Annotated in this window: 12 protein-coding genes, 1 tRNA gene and 1 rRNA gene; 9 read left to right on the top strand and 5 right to left on the bottom strand. The window is 51.8% G+C overall.

Annotated elements, in window-relative coordinates; all coding sequences use genetic code 11:
* Positions 1 to 169: 169 nt before the first annotated feature.
* The 3 genes from rrf (at position 170) to O9139_RS18000 (ending at position 1,768) form a co-directional block, all read left to right on the top strand.
* Positions 170 to 286, top strand: a 5S ribosomal RNA gene (gene rrf / locus O9139_RS18010).
* A 53-nt stretch (positions 287 to 339) separates the two neighbouring features.
* Positions 340 to 411: transfer RNA gene (locus tag O9139_RS18005), tRNA-Gln, on the top strand.
* 160 nt (positions 412 to 571) lie between these two features.
* The gene (locus tag O9139_RS18000; protein WP_270880858.1) at positions 572 to 1,768 is read left to right on the top strand and encodes an MFS transporter; all 1,197 of its coding nucleotides are present in this window, start codon (positions 572 to 574) and stop codon (positions 1,766 to 1,768) included.
* Positions 1,769 to 1,805: 37 nt separating this feature from the next.
* Here O9139_RS18000 and O9139_RS17995 read toward each other — a convergent pair whose 3' ends face one another.
* From O9139_RS17995 to O9139_RS17985, 3 genes are read right to left on the bottom strand one after another with little or no spacing between them, the layout of a single operon-like run.
* On the bottom strand, positions 1,806 to 1,958 hold the full coding sequence (locus tag O9139_RS17995; RefSeq protein WP_270880857.1) for a hypothetical protein: 153 nt from the start codon (positions 1,956 to 1,958) through the stop codon (positions 1,806 to 1,808).
* A gap of 35 nt (positions 1,959 to 1,993) precedes the next feature.
* The gene (locus O9139_RS17990) at positions 1,994 to 2,539 is read right to left on the bottom strand and encodes a hemerythrin domain-containing protein (RefSeq protein WP_270880856.1); all 546 of its coding nucleotides are present in this window, start codon (positions 2,537 to 2,539) and stop codon (positions 1,994 to 1,996) included.
* Between the two features lie 50 nt (positions 2,540 to 2,589).
* Positions 2,590 to 3,117 carry a DoxX family membrane protein gene (locus tag O9139_RS17985; protein WP_270880855.1) on the bottom strand — a complete coding sequence of 176 codons (528 nt, stop codon included), beginning with the start codon at positions 3,115 to 3,117 and terminating at the stop codon, positions 2,590 to 2,592.
* Between the two features lie 196 nt (positions 3,118 to 3,313).
* On the opposite strand from O9139_RS17985, the gene O9139_RS17980 reads away from it, so the two are divergent.
* A complete protein-coding gene (locus O9139_RS17980) occupies positions 3,314 to 3,697 on the top strand; it encodes an IDEAL domain-containing protein (RefSeq protein WP_270880854.1) in 384 nt (127 codons plus the stop codon).
* A 790-nt stretch (positions 3,698 to 4,487) separates the two neighbouring features.
* Complete coding sequence (locus tag O9139_RS17975) at positions 4,488 to 5,660, top strand: MFS transporter (RefSeq protein WP_270880853.1); 1,173 nt, start codon at positions 4,488 to 4,490, stop codon at positions 5,658 to 5,660.
* 50 nt (positions 5,661 to 5,710) lie between these two features.
* On the opposite strand, the gene O9139_RS17970 is transcribed toward O9139_RS17975, so the two are convergent.
* Positions 5,711 to 6,616, bottom strand: coding sequence for an AraC family transcriptional regulator (locus O9139_RS17970; protein WP_270880852.1), 906 nt, complete (start codon positions 6,614 to 6,616; stop codon positions 5,711 to 5,713).
* Between the two features lie 184 nt (positions 6,617 to 6,800).
* Here O9139_RS17970 and O9139_RS17965 point away from each other — a divergent pair, with 184 nt between their 5' ends.
* Positions 6,801 to 7,877 carry a glycoside hydrolase family 172 protein gene (locus tag O9139_RS17965; RefSeq protein WP_333742743.1) on the top strand — a complete coding sequence of 359 codons (1,077 nt, stop codon included), beginning with the start codon at positions 6,801 to 6,803 and terminating at the stop codon, positions 7,875 to 7,877.
* Between the two features lie 3 nt (positions 7,878 to 7,880).
* Positions 7,881 to 8,648: a cyclase family protein gene (locus tag O9139_RS17960; RefSeq protein WP_270880850.1), complete on the top strand. Its 768-nt coding sequence runs from the start codon at positions 7,881 to 7,883 to the stop codon at positions 8,646 to 8,648.
* A 62-nt stretch (positions 8,649 to 8,710) separates the two neighbouring features.
* Here the strand turns inward: O9139_RS17960 and O9139_RS17955 are convergent, their stop codons facing one another.
* Positions 8,711 to 10,807: a hypothetical protein gene (locus O9139_RS17955; RefSeq protein ID WP_270880849.1), complete on the bottom strand. Its 2,097-nt coding sequence runs from the start codon at positions 10,805 to 10,807 to the stop codon at positions 8,711 to 8,713.
* 297 nt (positions 10,808 to 11,104) lie between these two features.
* Between O9139_RS17955 and O9139_RS17950 the strand changes: the two genes are divergently transcribed.
* The gene (locus tag O9139_RS17950) at positions 11,105 to 12,898 is read left to right on the top strand and encodes an L-fucose isomerase (protein WP_270880848.1); all 1,794 of its coding nucleotides are present in this window, start codon (positions 11,105 to 11,107) and stop codon (positions 12,896 to 12,898) included.
* A gap of 113 nt (positions 12,899 to 13,011) precedes the next feature.
* A complete protein-coding gene (locus O9139_RS17945; protein ID WP_270880847.1) occupies positions 13,012 to 14,685 on the top strand; it encodes a ribulokinase in 1,674 nt (557 codons plus the stop codon).
* The last annotated feature ends 709 nt before the right edge of the window (positions 14,686 to 15,394 follow it).

Raw genomic sequence — 15,394 nt, 5'->3', positions numbered from 1 at the left:
AATCGGTCGAGGGCTTAACCTAATAGAGGGATCTTTGAACGGAGTTCAAAGTCTCTCAGATTTGCTTCTTACTCAAAGAAGCAACACACTTTACGCAAGTTTCGTATCTAGTTTTCAGGGTGCAAGACGCTCTGAATAAGTACAGATGTTTCCTGGCAGAAGCATCACGTTTGGTGATGATGGCGGAGGGGACCCACGCGTTCCCATCTCGAACACGACCGTTAAGCCCTCCAGCGTCGATGGTACTTGAACCGAAGGGTTCTGGGAGAGTAGAACGTTGCCAAGCGAATGCCCACCTGGTGGGCTTTTTTATTCTAAGGGCCCTCGCTCCTGTATCGATGGGGATTAGCCAAGCGGTAAGGCAACGGACTTTGACTCCGTCATGCCAAGGTTCGAATCCTTGATCCCCAGTATGAAAAGGCTTAAAAGCAAAATCAACAGTGATCTGTTATCCTGTTGATTTTGCTTTTTTTATTTCTTTTTATCCTATAATGGCATATAGTAGGGAGATAGAGATGGGAGAAACTAGAATCCTAGTTTCATATATTTACTAAGAAAGCAGATGACAACAATGCCGGTAAGTGGTCAAATCAAACGTTTGCTGCTCATGAACGCCTCATCAACGGTCATTTTCAATTACATTGGGATATTCGTCAATTTATATATATGGGAAAAGAATCACAATATTTTTGAAGTCGTATGGTTCAATTTGATCATGTTCGCAACGTGGACCCTGGCATTCGCTGTCGGCTCCAGAGTGCTGACAAGCTATACAACCCGGGTGCTGATTCGGGCCAATGCCATCTGCGGGGGAATCGTGTTTTTGCTTTTATCCGTGCTTGAGCTGGAAAATCGGCTCATGTGGATCACCATCATCTCCATACCGATTGGGGTCATGTGGGGCTTTTATGCCTCTGCGCAAAATATAACGTTGAGCGTGTACGGAAAAGGGAAGGACTTTGAACAGTATTTTGCAATAGCAAATATTATCAACCAGATCGTATCGATTATTAACCCGATAGCATTCGCGCTTATTATCAAATGGATGGGGTACTCCGGCTCCTTTTTGCTAATGTTCTTGTTTGTTGCCTTGTTGTTTATCGTTTCATTTTATATCCCGACGATTACGCTGGCGGGCGAACGCATGCCTTTATTCCAGGGCATCCGATTCAAGCGCGTATACTCTACGCCCTCGCTGCGCTGGATGGTCCCTTCCTTAATGGCCGCAGGCGTATTTTTACAGTTCCAGGTGTTGTTTGCGCTTGTGTTTACGTTTTCCGTGTCGGAGGACAAGCTGGTCATCGCTTTGTTGAATGTGTTGTACGCATGCTTCGCGATAGGAGCGATGATGCTGTACCGTCGCCTGAAGGTGCGGGAGGGCGCATGGCTCAACATTGGTATGCTCTTTATTTCTGTCGGCTTTTTGCTGCCGTTATTTCCTAAAGCGCCTATCCTGATTATTTCTAATATCTTAACGACCATTGGCATGTTTTATTTCGGAACGGTGTGGAACACGCGGCAATTTAGGATCATAACGAAGCAAACCGCGATGAAACAAGCGCAAATTTTTCTGTGGCGGGAATGTTTTCTGAATGTTTCCAGAATTTTCATGCTGATATTAGCCTTATCGGTAAAAGACATTCGTGGCGGCGCGTTCATCGCGTTAATTGCGCTGGCACTCGTCTGCACGTTAGTCGTCCCTTACTTCTCGGGAAGAAGCACGAAAGCTTTCGAGCAGCAGTCAGAGGAAGCGGAATCAGCTATATAACAACAAAAAACCTGCGTAAGCAGGTTTTTTGCATTTCTTATTTCTTTTCTAAGCTGCTCAACGTCTTGTCCTCAGAAGAGCGGACAACCTTGGTCTCCACGATACCGATTTTACAATCATCGCAAACCCAAGAGGTGCCGAACTGTCCTTGTCCAGCCGTTCTTTTGCACATATCACAAGTTACCATCATGCTACCTCCAAACCGAAGTGCTGCGATCCCATCTTTTAAGAGAAAAATTGGTCCAAATCGACAAGCACTTTTTCCGTTAATGTAAAAATAAGCTGTTCTTCCATCGTGAAGTGATCGTTCAAAATTAAGCAAGCCTGAATGAGGTGCGAAGCCGCCTCGGCCAATTGCTTTTTGTCAACGAAAGCACTTAGCTGATTGACAGCCTCGTTATACGAATAAATAAACGATACGCCGAGCTGATGGTCCTTTTCCAAATCCTCAAAGGAAGGCTTGATCGAAGAAAGGGACGCCTCATGGAAATAGGCCAAAAGAAAAGGGAAGAACACGTCTTCTTCCCAATTAGCATGGTGCTGAAGCTCTTGTATAAATCGTGCGGCATGGCTGTTCAAATGTCTGAGGCGTGCTGCGCCTTCCGCAATATCGTTATTTAAAATGGCTTCTTTGGCACTCGCTTCAAGTCCCTTTAATTGAATCCGTAACTGTAAATGCTCTTGTTTAAGCTGATCCGTTGCATTCAAAAGCACATCCGGGTTGGCTGTAACGATTCCTGAACAACAACGGCTTAAAACATGAACCTCCAACCCATTCACCCCTAGTCTCAAGTGCACGCATTGCATGGTTTCGTGGTTTCTTAATGATTAAACTTCGGCTTGCTGTGAAAGTTATCTTTTACTTTATCGCACCAGCGGTGAACATGCGGAAGGATTAAATAATCCACACCGAATTTGCCGGCGTTCACTCCAGCTGCGATGATGAAGAAGCCAAGCATCGTTAACCATGGGTTCGTGCTGACAGTGCCTGCGAACATATACATGAAGTTCATTAATAAGCCAAAGAAAACTGCCGCTGTTGTCAATGCCCCTAAGATAAGACCTAAGCCAACCAGCAGTTCTCCCCACGGGATCAGCACATTAAAGAGGCCTACATGGGGCAGGGCAAAGCTTTTCAGGAAAGCAACAAAGTTGCCGTAAACCGCATCTGTTGTGCCCGTTTCAACGACGGGCTTGGCGATCGCATTTTTCAGAAATCCTGTCGCATCAAAAGCTTTGTCACCGGTGATTTTGTGCCAGCCGGCAATGAGCCACTCCCAACCTACATATACGCGAATAAATGTCAGCAGTACGGCAGCGTATTTGTTTTCTCTAAGCCAGTTCATCATGTGAACCATCTCCTTCTTCTTTATGTCTTCATCATAAGGCAAAGAAGAAGATGTGTAAGTGAAAAAAATCACATGCAAGCAAATTTTTTTAAAGATGGGCCTCTAACAAAAAGGGCTTGATATTTTCATCTGTAATCGTTATAATTACAGTATATTAACTGTAACTTAATAAATAACACTTAAGGCGGTGGTCGTTGTGAAACATTTTAACATTGGAGATTGGGTGCAGGGGAATACGCAAGAGGGAGAGCTGGTACACGGCTATATCGAAACTGTTGACCCAACGCGCGGCACCGTAGGCATTCACGTCATTGCTTCAGATAATGAGGAATCCGTTGGCACAGAAGTCGAAGTCCGCAGAAGCTTGGTGAAAAGATTGCAGGACTCTTCTTCCTATGATAAAGAACAATTGAACAGCTTGATTGATCTTGCGTTGGCCGCAAGGGACGAAGTTTGGTTCATGGAATTGACCACGAAGCTGTTTGCGCTTCAGCCTGGGTCCAAAGTGAAAGAAGCGCCTATGCCTGCCGGCGCCTATATGAAAAATCGCTTGGGCTTTTCACTTGGTGAAAATAAATGATGGTCGCCCGCGGCGATGAATGAACAACCTCTGGTTACTACAACCAGAGGTTGTTTTGTTGTATGCCTCGCGAATCGCGAAAGCGCAGCGCGGCTAAAACGCAAATGAATTGAAGAACGTCAATTCGCAAATGATAATTTGGAAGCTCGCATCAAAATCGTTATCTCCAATATCGTTTGCGGGAACATATGAATGTATGCAGAATCCCCGGCAATTTTGTACGGTATCAGAACGCCTTGGCTCCTTACAGAGAATCCAGGCATCGCTAACCCATGTGGATAACCGCTAGATTGCGGGCATTGTTTAGCTGTGGAACGTCCTGAACAATTGGCCGCTTTGCTTTGCAGGTTCATGATCGGATACGGATGCGGCTCTAGTATGGCAGGCTCCCACCGCAACTTCGGCCAGCCTGTTAAGAATCGGACATATTTTTCGTTAAATGAAAGCGCGATCAAAATAATTGCGGTTATTCAAGGAAATTTTCACTGGAATTTCAATACTGAACGGTGTTCCTAGTGATTTTTGTCACAGAGCTTATGTGTTGGCGACAAATTACGATTTACAAAAAGGAAAGCTGCGATTTTTCACGAAGTCATGTATGGAAAATAAGCGCTGCTCGTCCTGAGCGAATGAATGCAGCATATCGTGCATATAGCTGAAAAAACGAAAGGAGCGTGAAGGATGAACCACGCCAGACCCCCTTGTTAATCTTGTGACGCATGCCACTCACGCGCGCCCCCGCTTGTTCGGTTGAGTATTCAACCTAAAGTGAGAGGAAGGTGAGAATGGGATGCAAAACATATGGAAATTAATGGTTATCCGTTTTTTTAACAGTCTGATTCCGGCTTATGTCATTGAACGGCTGTTCTGGGAGCAGCGGGGCATGACCATCCAGATGGTCGTATATACAGAGATTATTTATGCCGTCACGATCGTGCTGCTCGAGGTGCCGACCGGCATCTTGGCAGACAAGTGGAGCTGCAAGCGCATGCTAGTGATCGGCGCGTGGCTGGGCTGGTGCGAATTCGTCATCCTCGTATTCGCCACGCAGTTTTGGCATTTTGCGGCCGCTGTGCTGCTGGCCGGAATCGAGCGCTCGGCGGGCAGCGGTGCGGAGCACGCGCTGTTGTACGATTCCTTGAAGCGCTGCGGCAAGGAACAGCAGTTCGAGCGAATCGTAGGCCGCCTGCGCGCCTGCGATTTGCTCGGGGCCGTGCTGGCCGCGCTGAGCGGCGGTATGCTCGCCAGCCGGTACGGCTTTGCTTTCAACTACTGGCTGTCCGCAGGCAGTATGCTGATCGCATTGGCCGTCACCTTGACCCTGACTGAGCCTGCGCTCAGTCGTCCGACCGATTCTAACGGCAAGAGTAGAAGCTTCCTGGGGTATATGCAGGAAGCCATGCTGTTCTTCAAGCAGCAGCGGGCCGTCCGGCTGGTGGTGCTGATCAGCATGATTACAGGAGCGGCGCTCAGCTTCCTGGACGAGTTTTGGCAGCTTTATTTGAACCGGCTGGGCATTGGCGTAAGCTTGTTCGGCTTTTTTTCCACAGCCTGGCTGCTGCTGCGCATGCCGGGGAATCTGCTTGCTCACACGTTAAAGAGCAAGCTCCCGATAAGAACGCTGCTGCTTGGCGTGACCGCGTTGTTTGCGGCCGGGCTCCTTTGCGCAGCGGTTATGCATGGCAGCGCAGGCTTGGCGGCGATCGGCCTCATTTTTCTCGCCGCCGGCATGGTCGAACCGCTGGCTGCCGGCTATTTGCATCACCGGCTGGACGCGTCCATGCGGGCGACCATCGAGTCGTTCCAGTCGCTGGGGCTGAACGCGTTCACGGTTCTGGCGGGCTTAGGCTTCGGCTACTGCTCGTCGAAGCTCGATGTGTTCGGCGGGTACGGGTTCATCGCCGTATTATGCGCGGTGTTCCTGCTTTATTTGTGGCAAGCTTCGCGCAAAGAAAATATGTAAACAGAGGGTGTTCGAAGCCAGGTTCATGGCTTGCGGGCACCCTCTTCTTTTTAGATGCCAGAAAACGTCTTCATGAATTCCCGCGGGGCGATGCCTTCCGCCAGTTTGAACGCTTTACTGAAAGCGAACACGCTGCTGTAACCGATCTTTTCGGCGATGGCCGTCAAGGACAGGCGGCTGTATATCATAAGTTCTTTCGCTTTTTCCAGACGATACTGCATTTGATATTGATGGGGCGAGGTGCCAAATTTCTGCTTGAACAGTCGAGAGAAATGATAGACGCTCAAACAGGCGATTTTGGACAAATGTTCCAGCTGGATCGTTTGATCATAATGCTCCATGATGTAGGTGACCGTGTTGTCCAGCGCATCCTGGTGCAGGATGGAACGGGAATTTTCGTTCATCTCCAGCCCCTTAGCCAGCAGGTACAACATTTTGAGCATGAGCGATTTTTGCAAAATCGGGAAATCCGCATCTTTTCTTTCATAAGCGTGAATTAACGGAACTAAGCATTTGTGCACCTCGCTGTGGTTAGGGATGCGCATAACGTCAGGCATGTGCAGGATGCGGCCGAGCACATCGGGACGGAGCCAGTTCCTTTCCGCCTCTGAGCAGTCTTTCCACTCCTTGAAATTGATCGGCACTTCTTCAAAGTTGTCATAAAACAGCGCGTCAAAGTGCACATGCGGCATCCAGCACTCCCCGGCAATGCCTTGAAACTCGTGCTCTTTGCCCGGCTTGAACAGCACGATGTCTCCTGGCTCCAAAGTGTAGCGATCCTCGGTAATTCGCACTTGCAGCGAGCCTTTCTCCAAATACAACAGCTCATAATCAAATAGAATACGCGGCTTCAGAACCGCCTCCGCAGCCCGGTGATTCCAGGCTCTGCGCACGTTCGGCGAGAGACGCAGCAGCAGGTTTTTGCGGTCGGCGGCCATGGCGAAAGTCTCGTGCATGCTGATTCCCCTTTCTAGAAAAGCAAGAATGGACAAGTTTTAACAATAAAGGGCAAAGAAAAGAAGAGCTATTTTTGATAAGATCGGAGATGTGTAATCGTTATCATTAGTATAGAAGAAGCAGTTGGATGCGAGCAAGTGCTTGGAAGTGAATATGACGACGGGAGTGAGACGCATAGTGAATATGTTTAACGGTTTGGATATGGGGATGGGCAGCCTGGCGAGATTGTCCAATGCGAAGACGCGCTCGATTAGCGCAGAGAATGTGAATGGGGAAAAAGGCAAGGGCGGCATGGCCACGACCGGAACCGGGGCCAACTGTGCACGGGACTTGGGCGTTGGCTGGAAAGTGTCCCCCTCCGTGGAAATTCCTGCGGGAACGACACTTACGATGGCGCAAATCGATGGGCCAGGCGCAATTCAGCACATTTGGCTGACGTGTTTCCCGACCAACTGGCGCAATTTGATAATCCGCATGTACTGGGATGACGAAGCGGAGCCGTCTGTAGAAGTGCCCCTGGGCGATTTCTTTTGTAACGGTTGGCAGGAACGCTGCAATGTCAATTCGTTTCCGGTTGCCGTCAACCCGGCTGGGGGCATGAACAGCTACTGGTTGATGCCGTTCCGCAAATCCGCGAAAATAACGATCGAAAATTTACAGCCGGATAAAGTCGTGCTCTATTACCAGGTCGATTATACGTTAACAGACGTTCCGGAGGATATGGCGTATTTCCATGCGCAGTGGCGGAGAAGCAATCCTGTGGCCTATAAAGGTGTACATACAATTGTGGATGGCGTGAAGGGCAAAGGGCATTACGTAGGCACCTATTTAGCTTGGCAGGTCAACAATACAGGCTGGTGGGGCGAAGGGGAGATCAAGTTTTTTATGGATGGGGACGATGAGTTTCCGACGATTTGCGGTACGGGCACGGAAGACTATTTCGGCGGAGCCTGGAACTGGGAGCATCCCAAAGGGGAGTATGGCACGTATTCGACGCCGTTCCTCGGCATGCATCAAGTGATTAAGCCGGATGGGCTTTACCGCAGCCAAATGCGCTTCGGCATGTATCGCTGGCATGTGATGGATCCGATCCGTTTCGAACAGGACCTGAAAGTGACGATTCAGGATTTGGGTTGGCGCTCCGGTGGACGTTATTTGCCTCAGCAGAGCGACATTGCCTCGACGGCGTTCTGGTACCAAAGCGAGCCGCACACCAGCCATCCGCAGCTGCCTGGCAATGATGAACGTGAGGTAATATAGCCGATGGCAGACGAATGGACAGCATGGTTGGCAAAGCTGGGGACGGATCGCTTATCGTTGTTTAACGCGCTTTTTAAGTCGGCATCGATCGTCGATCTGTCCGTTTTATTGGAGAAGGGTATCCCCAAGTATTATTCGCATCCATCCTTGATCATTGACCGGACGGCGACCCATGAGCATGACGGATATGCCAATCAAGCGCTGCTGATCAGCGAACACACAGGGACGCATGTCGATGCGCCGTATCATATGCATGCGGATATGGTGGACGCGACGATCGAACGGATTAAGCCCGATGCTATCATGGGGCGGTGCACTGTGATCGATTTATCCCGTAGAGCCTGGCAGCCGGGCGAAAGAGCCAGCTTGGCGGATCTACAAGCTGCGCTGGATGAGTCTGGCGGTCGCATCGAGGAGGGGGACGTTGTCCTGATCCATTTTGGCTGGATGCAGTATTGGACGACTTCCAAAGATTGGGGCTATTATGCGGATAATCAGCCGGGCTTTACCGAAGACGTCGCCGATTATTTGATCGCCAAAAAGGTGAAGGCTGTCGGGACGGACACAGCTGCCGTCGGAACACCGGTGATCAACCGGAATGCGGTCGGACCTTGTTATTTTCATGAAAAAGTGCTGAAGCAGCACATTTATTTAATCGAATGTTTGCATCAATTGCATACCTTGCCTGCGCAATGTTTCTTTGTTGCCGCACCGCTCAAAATTGCCAACGGCTCCGGCTCGCCGATCCGCGCTTTGGCCATCGTCCTTTAAAGACAAGACCCGCTGTAGAGTCTGTGACTAATGTCCGAGACTTGCAGCGGGTCTATGTTTATTTAACGCAAAGTAATGTCGTCTACGTTGATCCAGGAATCGCTGCCTGGTCCCCAGAAGCCGGCGTAAATCTTGACCGTCGAGCTTGAACCGGAATTAAACGAAACCGTCAGTTTGGTATAAGGCATGCTGCCGTACTGGACTTCTTTAATGACCGCGTTGCTGGAATTACGTACCCCGAAGTAACCGCCTGTAATGTTGGAGGAGCCAAGCACCCACCCGCTAAGGACATAGTTCGTGTTTGGTGTCACATTGATTGTCTGGGTGATCATGTTCCAACCCGTGCCTGAGGTGCGGATGTACGCGCTCTTGGCCCCGCCGTGCTGATGCCCGTTGCTGACATCGATGCCGTGCGAATCGGTGCCTTCGAAGCCCCATGGCGCGCTGATCGTGCCGACTGTCGTTGTCGTCGGCTGATTCTCGAAGCCTGGATCCTGAACGAGATTCGTACTGGCGTAGTAAACGGAAAGCTCGCTGATCGATGTGAAAGCCGCTGAGCCGCCAGGTACGCCGATAATACGGACAGCATCGCCCCAAGTGTCGTCAAAGGTGAATGTATACGGCTTGTTAGGGCCAGCCGAGGAATTATACGGATAATCCGGTCCAATCACTTGATTGGTGACATCCACCCAATTGAAGTTTTGCCGGACTTGAACTTTGAGCCCGCTGCTGAACCAGCCGCCGTCGCTAAACATATTGCCCGTCGTATAGACGACTTTATTCATGTTGACATTTTTATTAAAATAATAGCCCCAATCATCCGTTGTTTTGTTCTCCTGATCCCAACTGTCCTCCGATGCCGTATAATTGCCATCGTTGTAGTAGGTATTATTACCGAAGTGAGCTGCCTTTTCGAAAGGGACGACACCGGAAGCTTGCGCTAAATTCGAGTCGCTCTTCGTGTTCGAAGCGGTTGTTGCTGTGTAAGGGACAACATTCAGCTTGCGCACAGAGTAGTTATAGTTTTGCGGAGCATCGACGAATGTATTGGATTGTACCCACATCGACTTGCCGTCGCTGCTGATGAATTTGGACGGTATTGTTGTCGCATAACCGCCGTTCTTCGTATTCGTCCAAGGATAGCCGCCGTAATCTTTGGTGTAGAAATGTTTCCAAGGGCCGAAAGGCGTAGGGGATTCATAGAACTCGTAGGTGTATTCCGTCCAAGAGGTGTACATATAACGGTTTAACGGTTGATTGTATACGACGCTGCCTTGCGAGACAACCGTCATATTTTGGGGGTGATTCGGATCGCGGGTACTTTGATAGATGTGCCGGTCGTCCTGCAGGACGGGGGTCTTCAAGGCGATATTGCTGGACCAAGTTGCGTTTCCGTTCAAGTCACCGGTATAAAATTCCCATGTAGAGCGGTCCTGGATGCTGGTTTTCGGCACGCGGGCCAAGAACAGCTTGGTTGGATCTGTTACGCTGTTGTTAAACGAATCCCGCCAGTTGTAGTCGAGCCCGTAGGCGTAGACGTAATTGTCAGGGGCGTTCACATTGTTCTTTCCGTAGTCAAGGAACATGATGGTTGTGAACGTATTGTTGCTGAACATCGGCGCCGAATGATCCCAAGTCCAAGTGACGCCGTGATCTGTCGACTTGGCAATCGTTGCTGCAGGTGCATCGTCAAAGTTGAAGTTCAAATCTTGTACGGCGACATACAGATTGCCGTCGACACAGACCATGCCGGTCGGCTTGCGATTGTGCCCGGATGCGCTCCACGTTTGGCTGATGCCGCCGGAGTTGATCGTGGAGCCGGTCAGACTGCCCGGCGATCCGCTGATCCGGCTCATGGCGATGTCGACGGAGGGAGCGGTCGTCGTAAATCCGGTGCCATCCCCGTTAGCCGCATACAAGTTGTTGTCATCAGCCCAACAAGAAGCCCAGAGATCGCCGTTGCTGGCGGAGTTATAAGCCTGATGCTCGTCGATGGAAGCCGAGGAGAAGAAAGTGCTCTCTGCCGGAACGATGGCGTATGTCGTGGAAGCGTTTGCAAAAAAAGTCGAAATCGTGAGCACGATGAAGCTGAGGCAGAAGATGAATATGGAGTTCCGGGATTGGCCTCTACCGGATACTCGCCGACTTTTGAGTTTCATAACAGACACACTCCTTTAATAAAATAGAGATTTCATGAGCCTGAATGCCGGCTGACGCTGGGCTGTCAGGGAAAGCCGAAGGCGGTATTCATCGCGATCACACCTCCTTTCCAGTCGTTGTTGCCAGTATAGTCCATATCGGCGGCAGCGCGTAACGGGGAAATTTTTTGGGCAGGAGGATAAATTTTATGTTGCTGAAAATAGTATTGACAGATTCGGGCGCACGGAATTAGAATGTGTGTAAACGATTACGTAATCGATTACACAATAAGCGCCATATGGCTGGAGGGACCGACGATGGAACGAATTAAAATTGAAAATCGTTTGCAAGGATCGATGCCGAAAATAGGAATTCGCCCCGTGATTGACGGACGGAGAGGCGGAATTCGCGAATCTCTGGAAGATGTCACGATGGATATGGCCGTTACGGTCGCCAACTTCTTGAGCGAGAATTTGAAACATGCGAACGGATTGAACGTGGAATGTGTCATTGCCGACACATGCATTGGCGGCGTAGCCGAAGCTGCGCAGGCGGCGGAGAAATTCGCCCGGGCCGGCGTCGGCGTCACGATCACGGTCACACCGTCCTGGTGCTACCCGACGGAAACGATGGACACGGACCCGTACACGCCGAAAGCGATCTGGGGCTTCAACGGAACGGAGCGTCCGGGAGCCGTCTATTTGGCGGCAGCGCTAGGCGCGCACAATCAGAAGGGCCTTCCGGCTTTCAGCATCTATGGCAAAGACGTGCAGGACATGGGCGATACGTCCATTCCGGAGGATGTGCAGGCTAAACTGCTGCAGTTTGCCAAAGCCGGGCTTGCTGTCGCCACGATGCGGGGCAAATCGTATTTGTCGATGGGCTCGGTGTCGATGGGGATTGCCGGCTGTATCGTCGATGAGAATTTTTTCCAGAACTATTTGGGCATGAGAAATGAATATGTGGATATGAGCGAGTTCATTCGCCGCATGGAACGGAATATCTATGATCAGGAAGAGTTTGACAAGGCGTTGAAATGGACCAAAGAAAACTGCCAAATCGGGCAGGACGTCAATCCCCCGCATTTGACAAGAACGGATGAGCAGAAGCAAGGCGACTGGGAAACTGTGGTGAAAATGACGCTGATCGCCCGCGATTTGATGATCGGCAATCCTAAGCTTGCGCAGCTGGGCTACGGCGAGGAAGCGCTTGGCCGCAATGCGTTGGCTGCCGGCTTCCAAGGACAGCGGGCTTGGACGGATCATTTCCCGAACGGCGATTTCATGGAAGCGGTGTTGACCAGCTCCTTTGATTGGAACGGCCTTCGCGAGCCTTTCATGCTGGCGACGGAAAATGATACGCTCAACGGCATCACGATGCTGTTCGGCCATTTGTTGACAGATGCGGCACAAATTTTTGCCGATGTGCGCACGTACTGGAGCCCGGATGCGGTGAAGCGCGTGACCGGACATCAGTTGAGCGGGGTGGCGGAGAATGGCATTATCCACCTGATCAACTCCGGACCTGCAGCTTTGGACGGAACGGGCCGTCAAGAACAAGACGGCAAGCCGGCGATGAAGCCGTTCTGGAAAATTACGCAGGACGAAGTGCAGGCGTGCCTGGAGGCTACGCAGTGGTGTCCGGCTGTCGATTTCTTCCGTGGCGGCGGCTACTCCACCGATTTCACGACGCGTGAAGGCATGCCGGTGACAATGGCTCGCATCAACTTAATCAAAGGGCTTGGACCAGTGCTCCAGCTTGCTGAAGGCTACACCGTTGAGCTTCCGGACGACGTCCATGACAAGCTGGACCAGCGCTCCAATCCGACTTGGCCAACGACTTGGTTCGTTCCGAACCTAACAGGCGAGGGTGCTTTCAAAAGCGTATACAGTGTCATGAATAACTGGGGCTCCAACCACGGCGCGCTGAGCTATGGGCACATCGGCGGCGACCTGATTACCTTAGCGTCGATGCTGCGTATTCCGGTGTGCATGCACAACGTGTCGGAAGACAGAATCTTCCGTCCAAGCGCATGGACAGCATTTGGCGTGATGGAACCTGTTGGCGCTGATTTCAGGGCTTGCACGAACTTTGGGCCGTTATACCGATAAGGGAGGTTATCCCAACGTGCGCGCTTCCCGGTCGCGCGTTGGCGCGTGTTGTGTCGCCGACGTCTGGCGGCGGTTTAGTGTAGTGGGAAGAAAATAAAAGGACAGGTGGACCTATGTCGGCAACGAAGCGACTTTTTACGATTGGCATTGACTTTGGCACGCAATCGGGCCGTGCGGTGCTTGTTGATATTCATAACGGCTGCGAGGAGGCCGTACATGTGACGCCGTATCGTCACGGTGTCATTGACGAAGTGCTGCCTGGCAGCGGCGTGAAGCTGAAGCCGGATTGGGCGCTGCAGCATCCGCAGGATTACCTGGAGGTGCTGCGTACCTCCGTCCCTGCGGTCATCGCCGCCTCCGGCATCGAGGCGTCGCAGGTGATCGGCATTGGCATCGACTTTACAGCGTGCACGATGCTGCCGGTTGATGCGGGCTTTGAGCCGCTTTGCCTGAAGGACGCATGGAAGGAACGGCCGCATGCCTGGCTGAAGCTGTGGAAGCATCATGCGGCTCAGGGCGAGGCGACGGCAATCAACGAGCTGGCAGCCGAGCTTGGTGAAGGCTGGCTGCAGCGATATGGCGGCAAGCTGTCTTCGGAATGGATGCTGGCGAAGAGCCTGCAGATTCTGAAGGAAGATCCGGAGGTGTATGCAGAAGCGGATCTGTTCGTCGAGGCGGCCGATTGGGTCGTTGCGCAATTGACAGGCGAACTGAAACGCAATAGCTGCACAGCCGGTTACAAATCAAACTGGCACAAAAGCGAAGGCTATCCGTCCAGTGAGTTTTTAGGGCAATTGCATCCAGGCTTGGCTGATCTGTATGAGACGAAGCTGCGAGGGGACGTATATCCGCTCGGCAGCAAAGCTGGAAGCTTGCAGCCAGAGATGGCGGCGCAGATGAATTTGCCGCCTGGGATCGCGGTAGCCGTTGGCAATATTGACGCGCATGCTGCCGTGCCTGCCGTCGGCGTGGTGACGCCGGGTAAAATGGTGATGGTGATGGGCACGTCCACATGCCATATGCTGCTGGCGGAGGAAGAACGCCTGGTCGAGGGCATTTGCGGCGTCGTGGAGGATGGCATCATCCCTGGGCTGTTCGGCTATGAGGCAGGGCAGAGCGCTGTGGGCGATATTTTCGCCTGGTTCGTGGAGGAGAATGTGCCTGCCTATGTGCAAGCAGAAGCACAGGAGCAGGGGCTGTCCGTCCACGAGTGGCTTGAAGTGAAAGCAGCGCAGCAGCAGCCTGGTGATCACGGCTTGCTGGCGCTGGATTGGCACAACGGCAACCGCTCCACGTTGATGGATGCGAATTTGACCGGCATGATGCTCGGCATGACGCTGAGCACGAAGCCGGAAGATATGTACCGGGCGCTTCTTGAAGCGACGGCGTTCGGCACGCGCACAATTGTCGAGGCGTTCCGCAAAGGCGGTCTAGACGTTAGCGAGCTGTATGCGTGCGGCGGTTTGCCGCAGCGGAACAAGCTGCTGATGCAAATTTATGCGGACGTGAACAATATGGAAATCATGCTGTCCGACACGGACTTAACCCCTGCGATCGGCGCAGCGATGTTCGCAGCGGTCGTCGCCGGCCCGGGAGCTGGCGGGTATGCCACACTGGCCGAGGCAGCGACGCACATGGCGCGTGTGAAGGAAGAGACGGTGAAACCGATCCCTGCGCACGTGGAAGTGTACGACCAGCTGTATGCGGAGTATAAGCGTCTGCACGATTTATTCGGCAAAGATGCCGGCAGCGCTATGAAGCGTGTGCGAGAACTTCGGCGCGTGTAGGTAGCACGGGTGCCCAGGCGCTTCATGCACCGGCTAACGTAGGATGCGTGGAGGGGCGTGTGTGGGAGCTTGGGCGCAAAGGATGCACGAAATGCGTGGGGTGTAGGTAGCACGGGTGCCCAGGTGCCCCAAGCACCGGCGAACGCAGGATGCGTGGCGTGTGTGGGAGCTTGGGCGCAAAGGATGCACAAGATGCGTGGGGTGTAGATAGCACGGGTGCCCAGGTGCCCCAAGCACCGGCGAACGCAGGATGCGTGGCGTGTGTGGGAGCTTGGGCGCAAAGGATGCACAAGATGCGTGGGGTGGACAGTAAGTGTGGTAGGGTGTGCGTACGGAAACGTGGAAGTACGACGTGGGTGTGCATGTAAGAGTAGAATTAATTGAGTATAGTCGTGTAGAAGCGTAGAAAAGTTGAAGTGTAGAAAAGTAGCATAGATAAATTGGTTGTGTTGGCTTGCAGAGTGACATGGTGAAATAGTGGCAGGTTTGCAGCAGCGCAGCAGTAGGCGAGACGCGTTTGGCTGCAGCAGAATGATCTCAGCAAGTATTCATGCAAATGGCGGAAGATCAGCTTCCGTTATTTGCTTTTTTGCGTGAGGGGTCGCTGAGAGGGAGCTCGGCGCTGCTCAAGCTCTGCAGTCCGTAATAGCCCAATTGCAGGCGGCGCCTGCGCGCATTTAGTCGCTGTAGTCCGGATTTGCCGAACTAC

The sequence above is a fragment of the Paenibacillus aestuarii genome (assembly GCF_027789125.1).
In the GTDB taxonomy this organism is placed as follows: Bacteria; Bacillota; Bacilli; order Paenibacillales; family NBRC-103111; genus Paenibacillus_E; species Paenibacillus_E aestuarii.
The sequence above is the reverse complement of the archived record's forward strand: the minus strand, read 5'-3'. Positions and strand labels throughout refer to the sequence as shown.

Excerpts from the sequence above, each read along its gene's own strand:
- O9139_RS18000 (WP_270880858.1), top strand. The coding sequence starts at position 572 with ATGCCGGTAAGTGGTCAAATCAAACGTTTGCTGCTCATGAACGCCTCA.
- O9139_RS17995 (WP_270880857.1), bottom strand. The coding sequence starts at position 1,958 with ATGATGGTAACTTGTGATATGTGCAAAAGAACGGCTGGACAAGGACAG.
- O9139_RS17985 (WP_270880855.1), bottom strand. The coding sequence starts at position 3,117 with ATGATGAACTGGCTTAGAGAAAACAAATACGCTGCCGTACTGCTGACA.
- O9139_RS17975 (WP_270880853.1), top strand. The coding sequence starts at position 4,488 with ATGCAAAACATATGGAAATTAATGGTTATCCGTTTTTTTAACAGTCTG.
- O9139_RS17970 (WP_270880852.1), bottom strand. The coding sequence starts at position 6,616 with ATGCACGAGACTTTCGCCATGGCCGCCGACCGCAAAAACCTGCTGCTG.
- O9139_RS17965 (WP_333742743.1), top strand. The coding sequence starts at position 6,801 with ATGTTTAACGGTTTGGATATGGGGATGGGCAGCCTGGCGAGATTGTCC.
- O9139_RS17960 (WP_270880850.1), top strand. The coding sequence starts at position 7,881 with ATGGCAGACGAATGGACAGCATGGTTGGCAAAGCTGGGGACGGATCGC.
- O9139_RS17955 (WP_270880849.1), bottom strand. The coding sequence starts at position 10,807 with ATGAAACTCAAAAGTCGGCGAGTATCCGGTAGAGGCCAATCCCGGAAC.
- O9139_RS17950 (WP_270880848.1), top strand. The coding sequence starts at position 11,105 with ATGGAACGAATTAAAATTGAAAATCGTTTGCAAGGATCGATGCCGAAA.
- O9139_RS17945 (WP_270880847.1), top strand. The coding sequence starts at position 13,012 with ATGTCGGCAACGAAGCGACTTTTTACGATTGGCATTGACTTTGGCACG.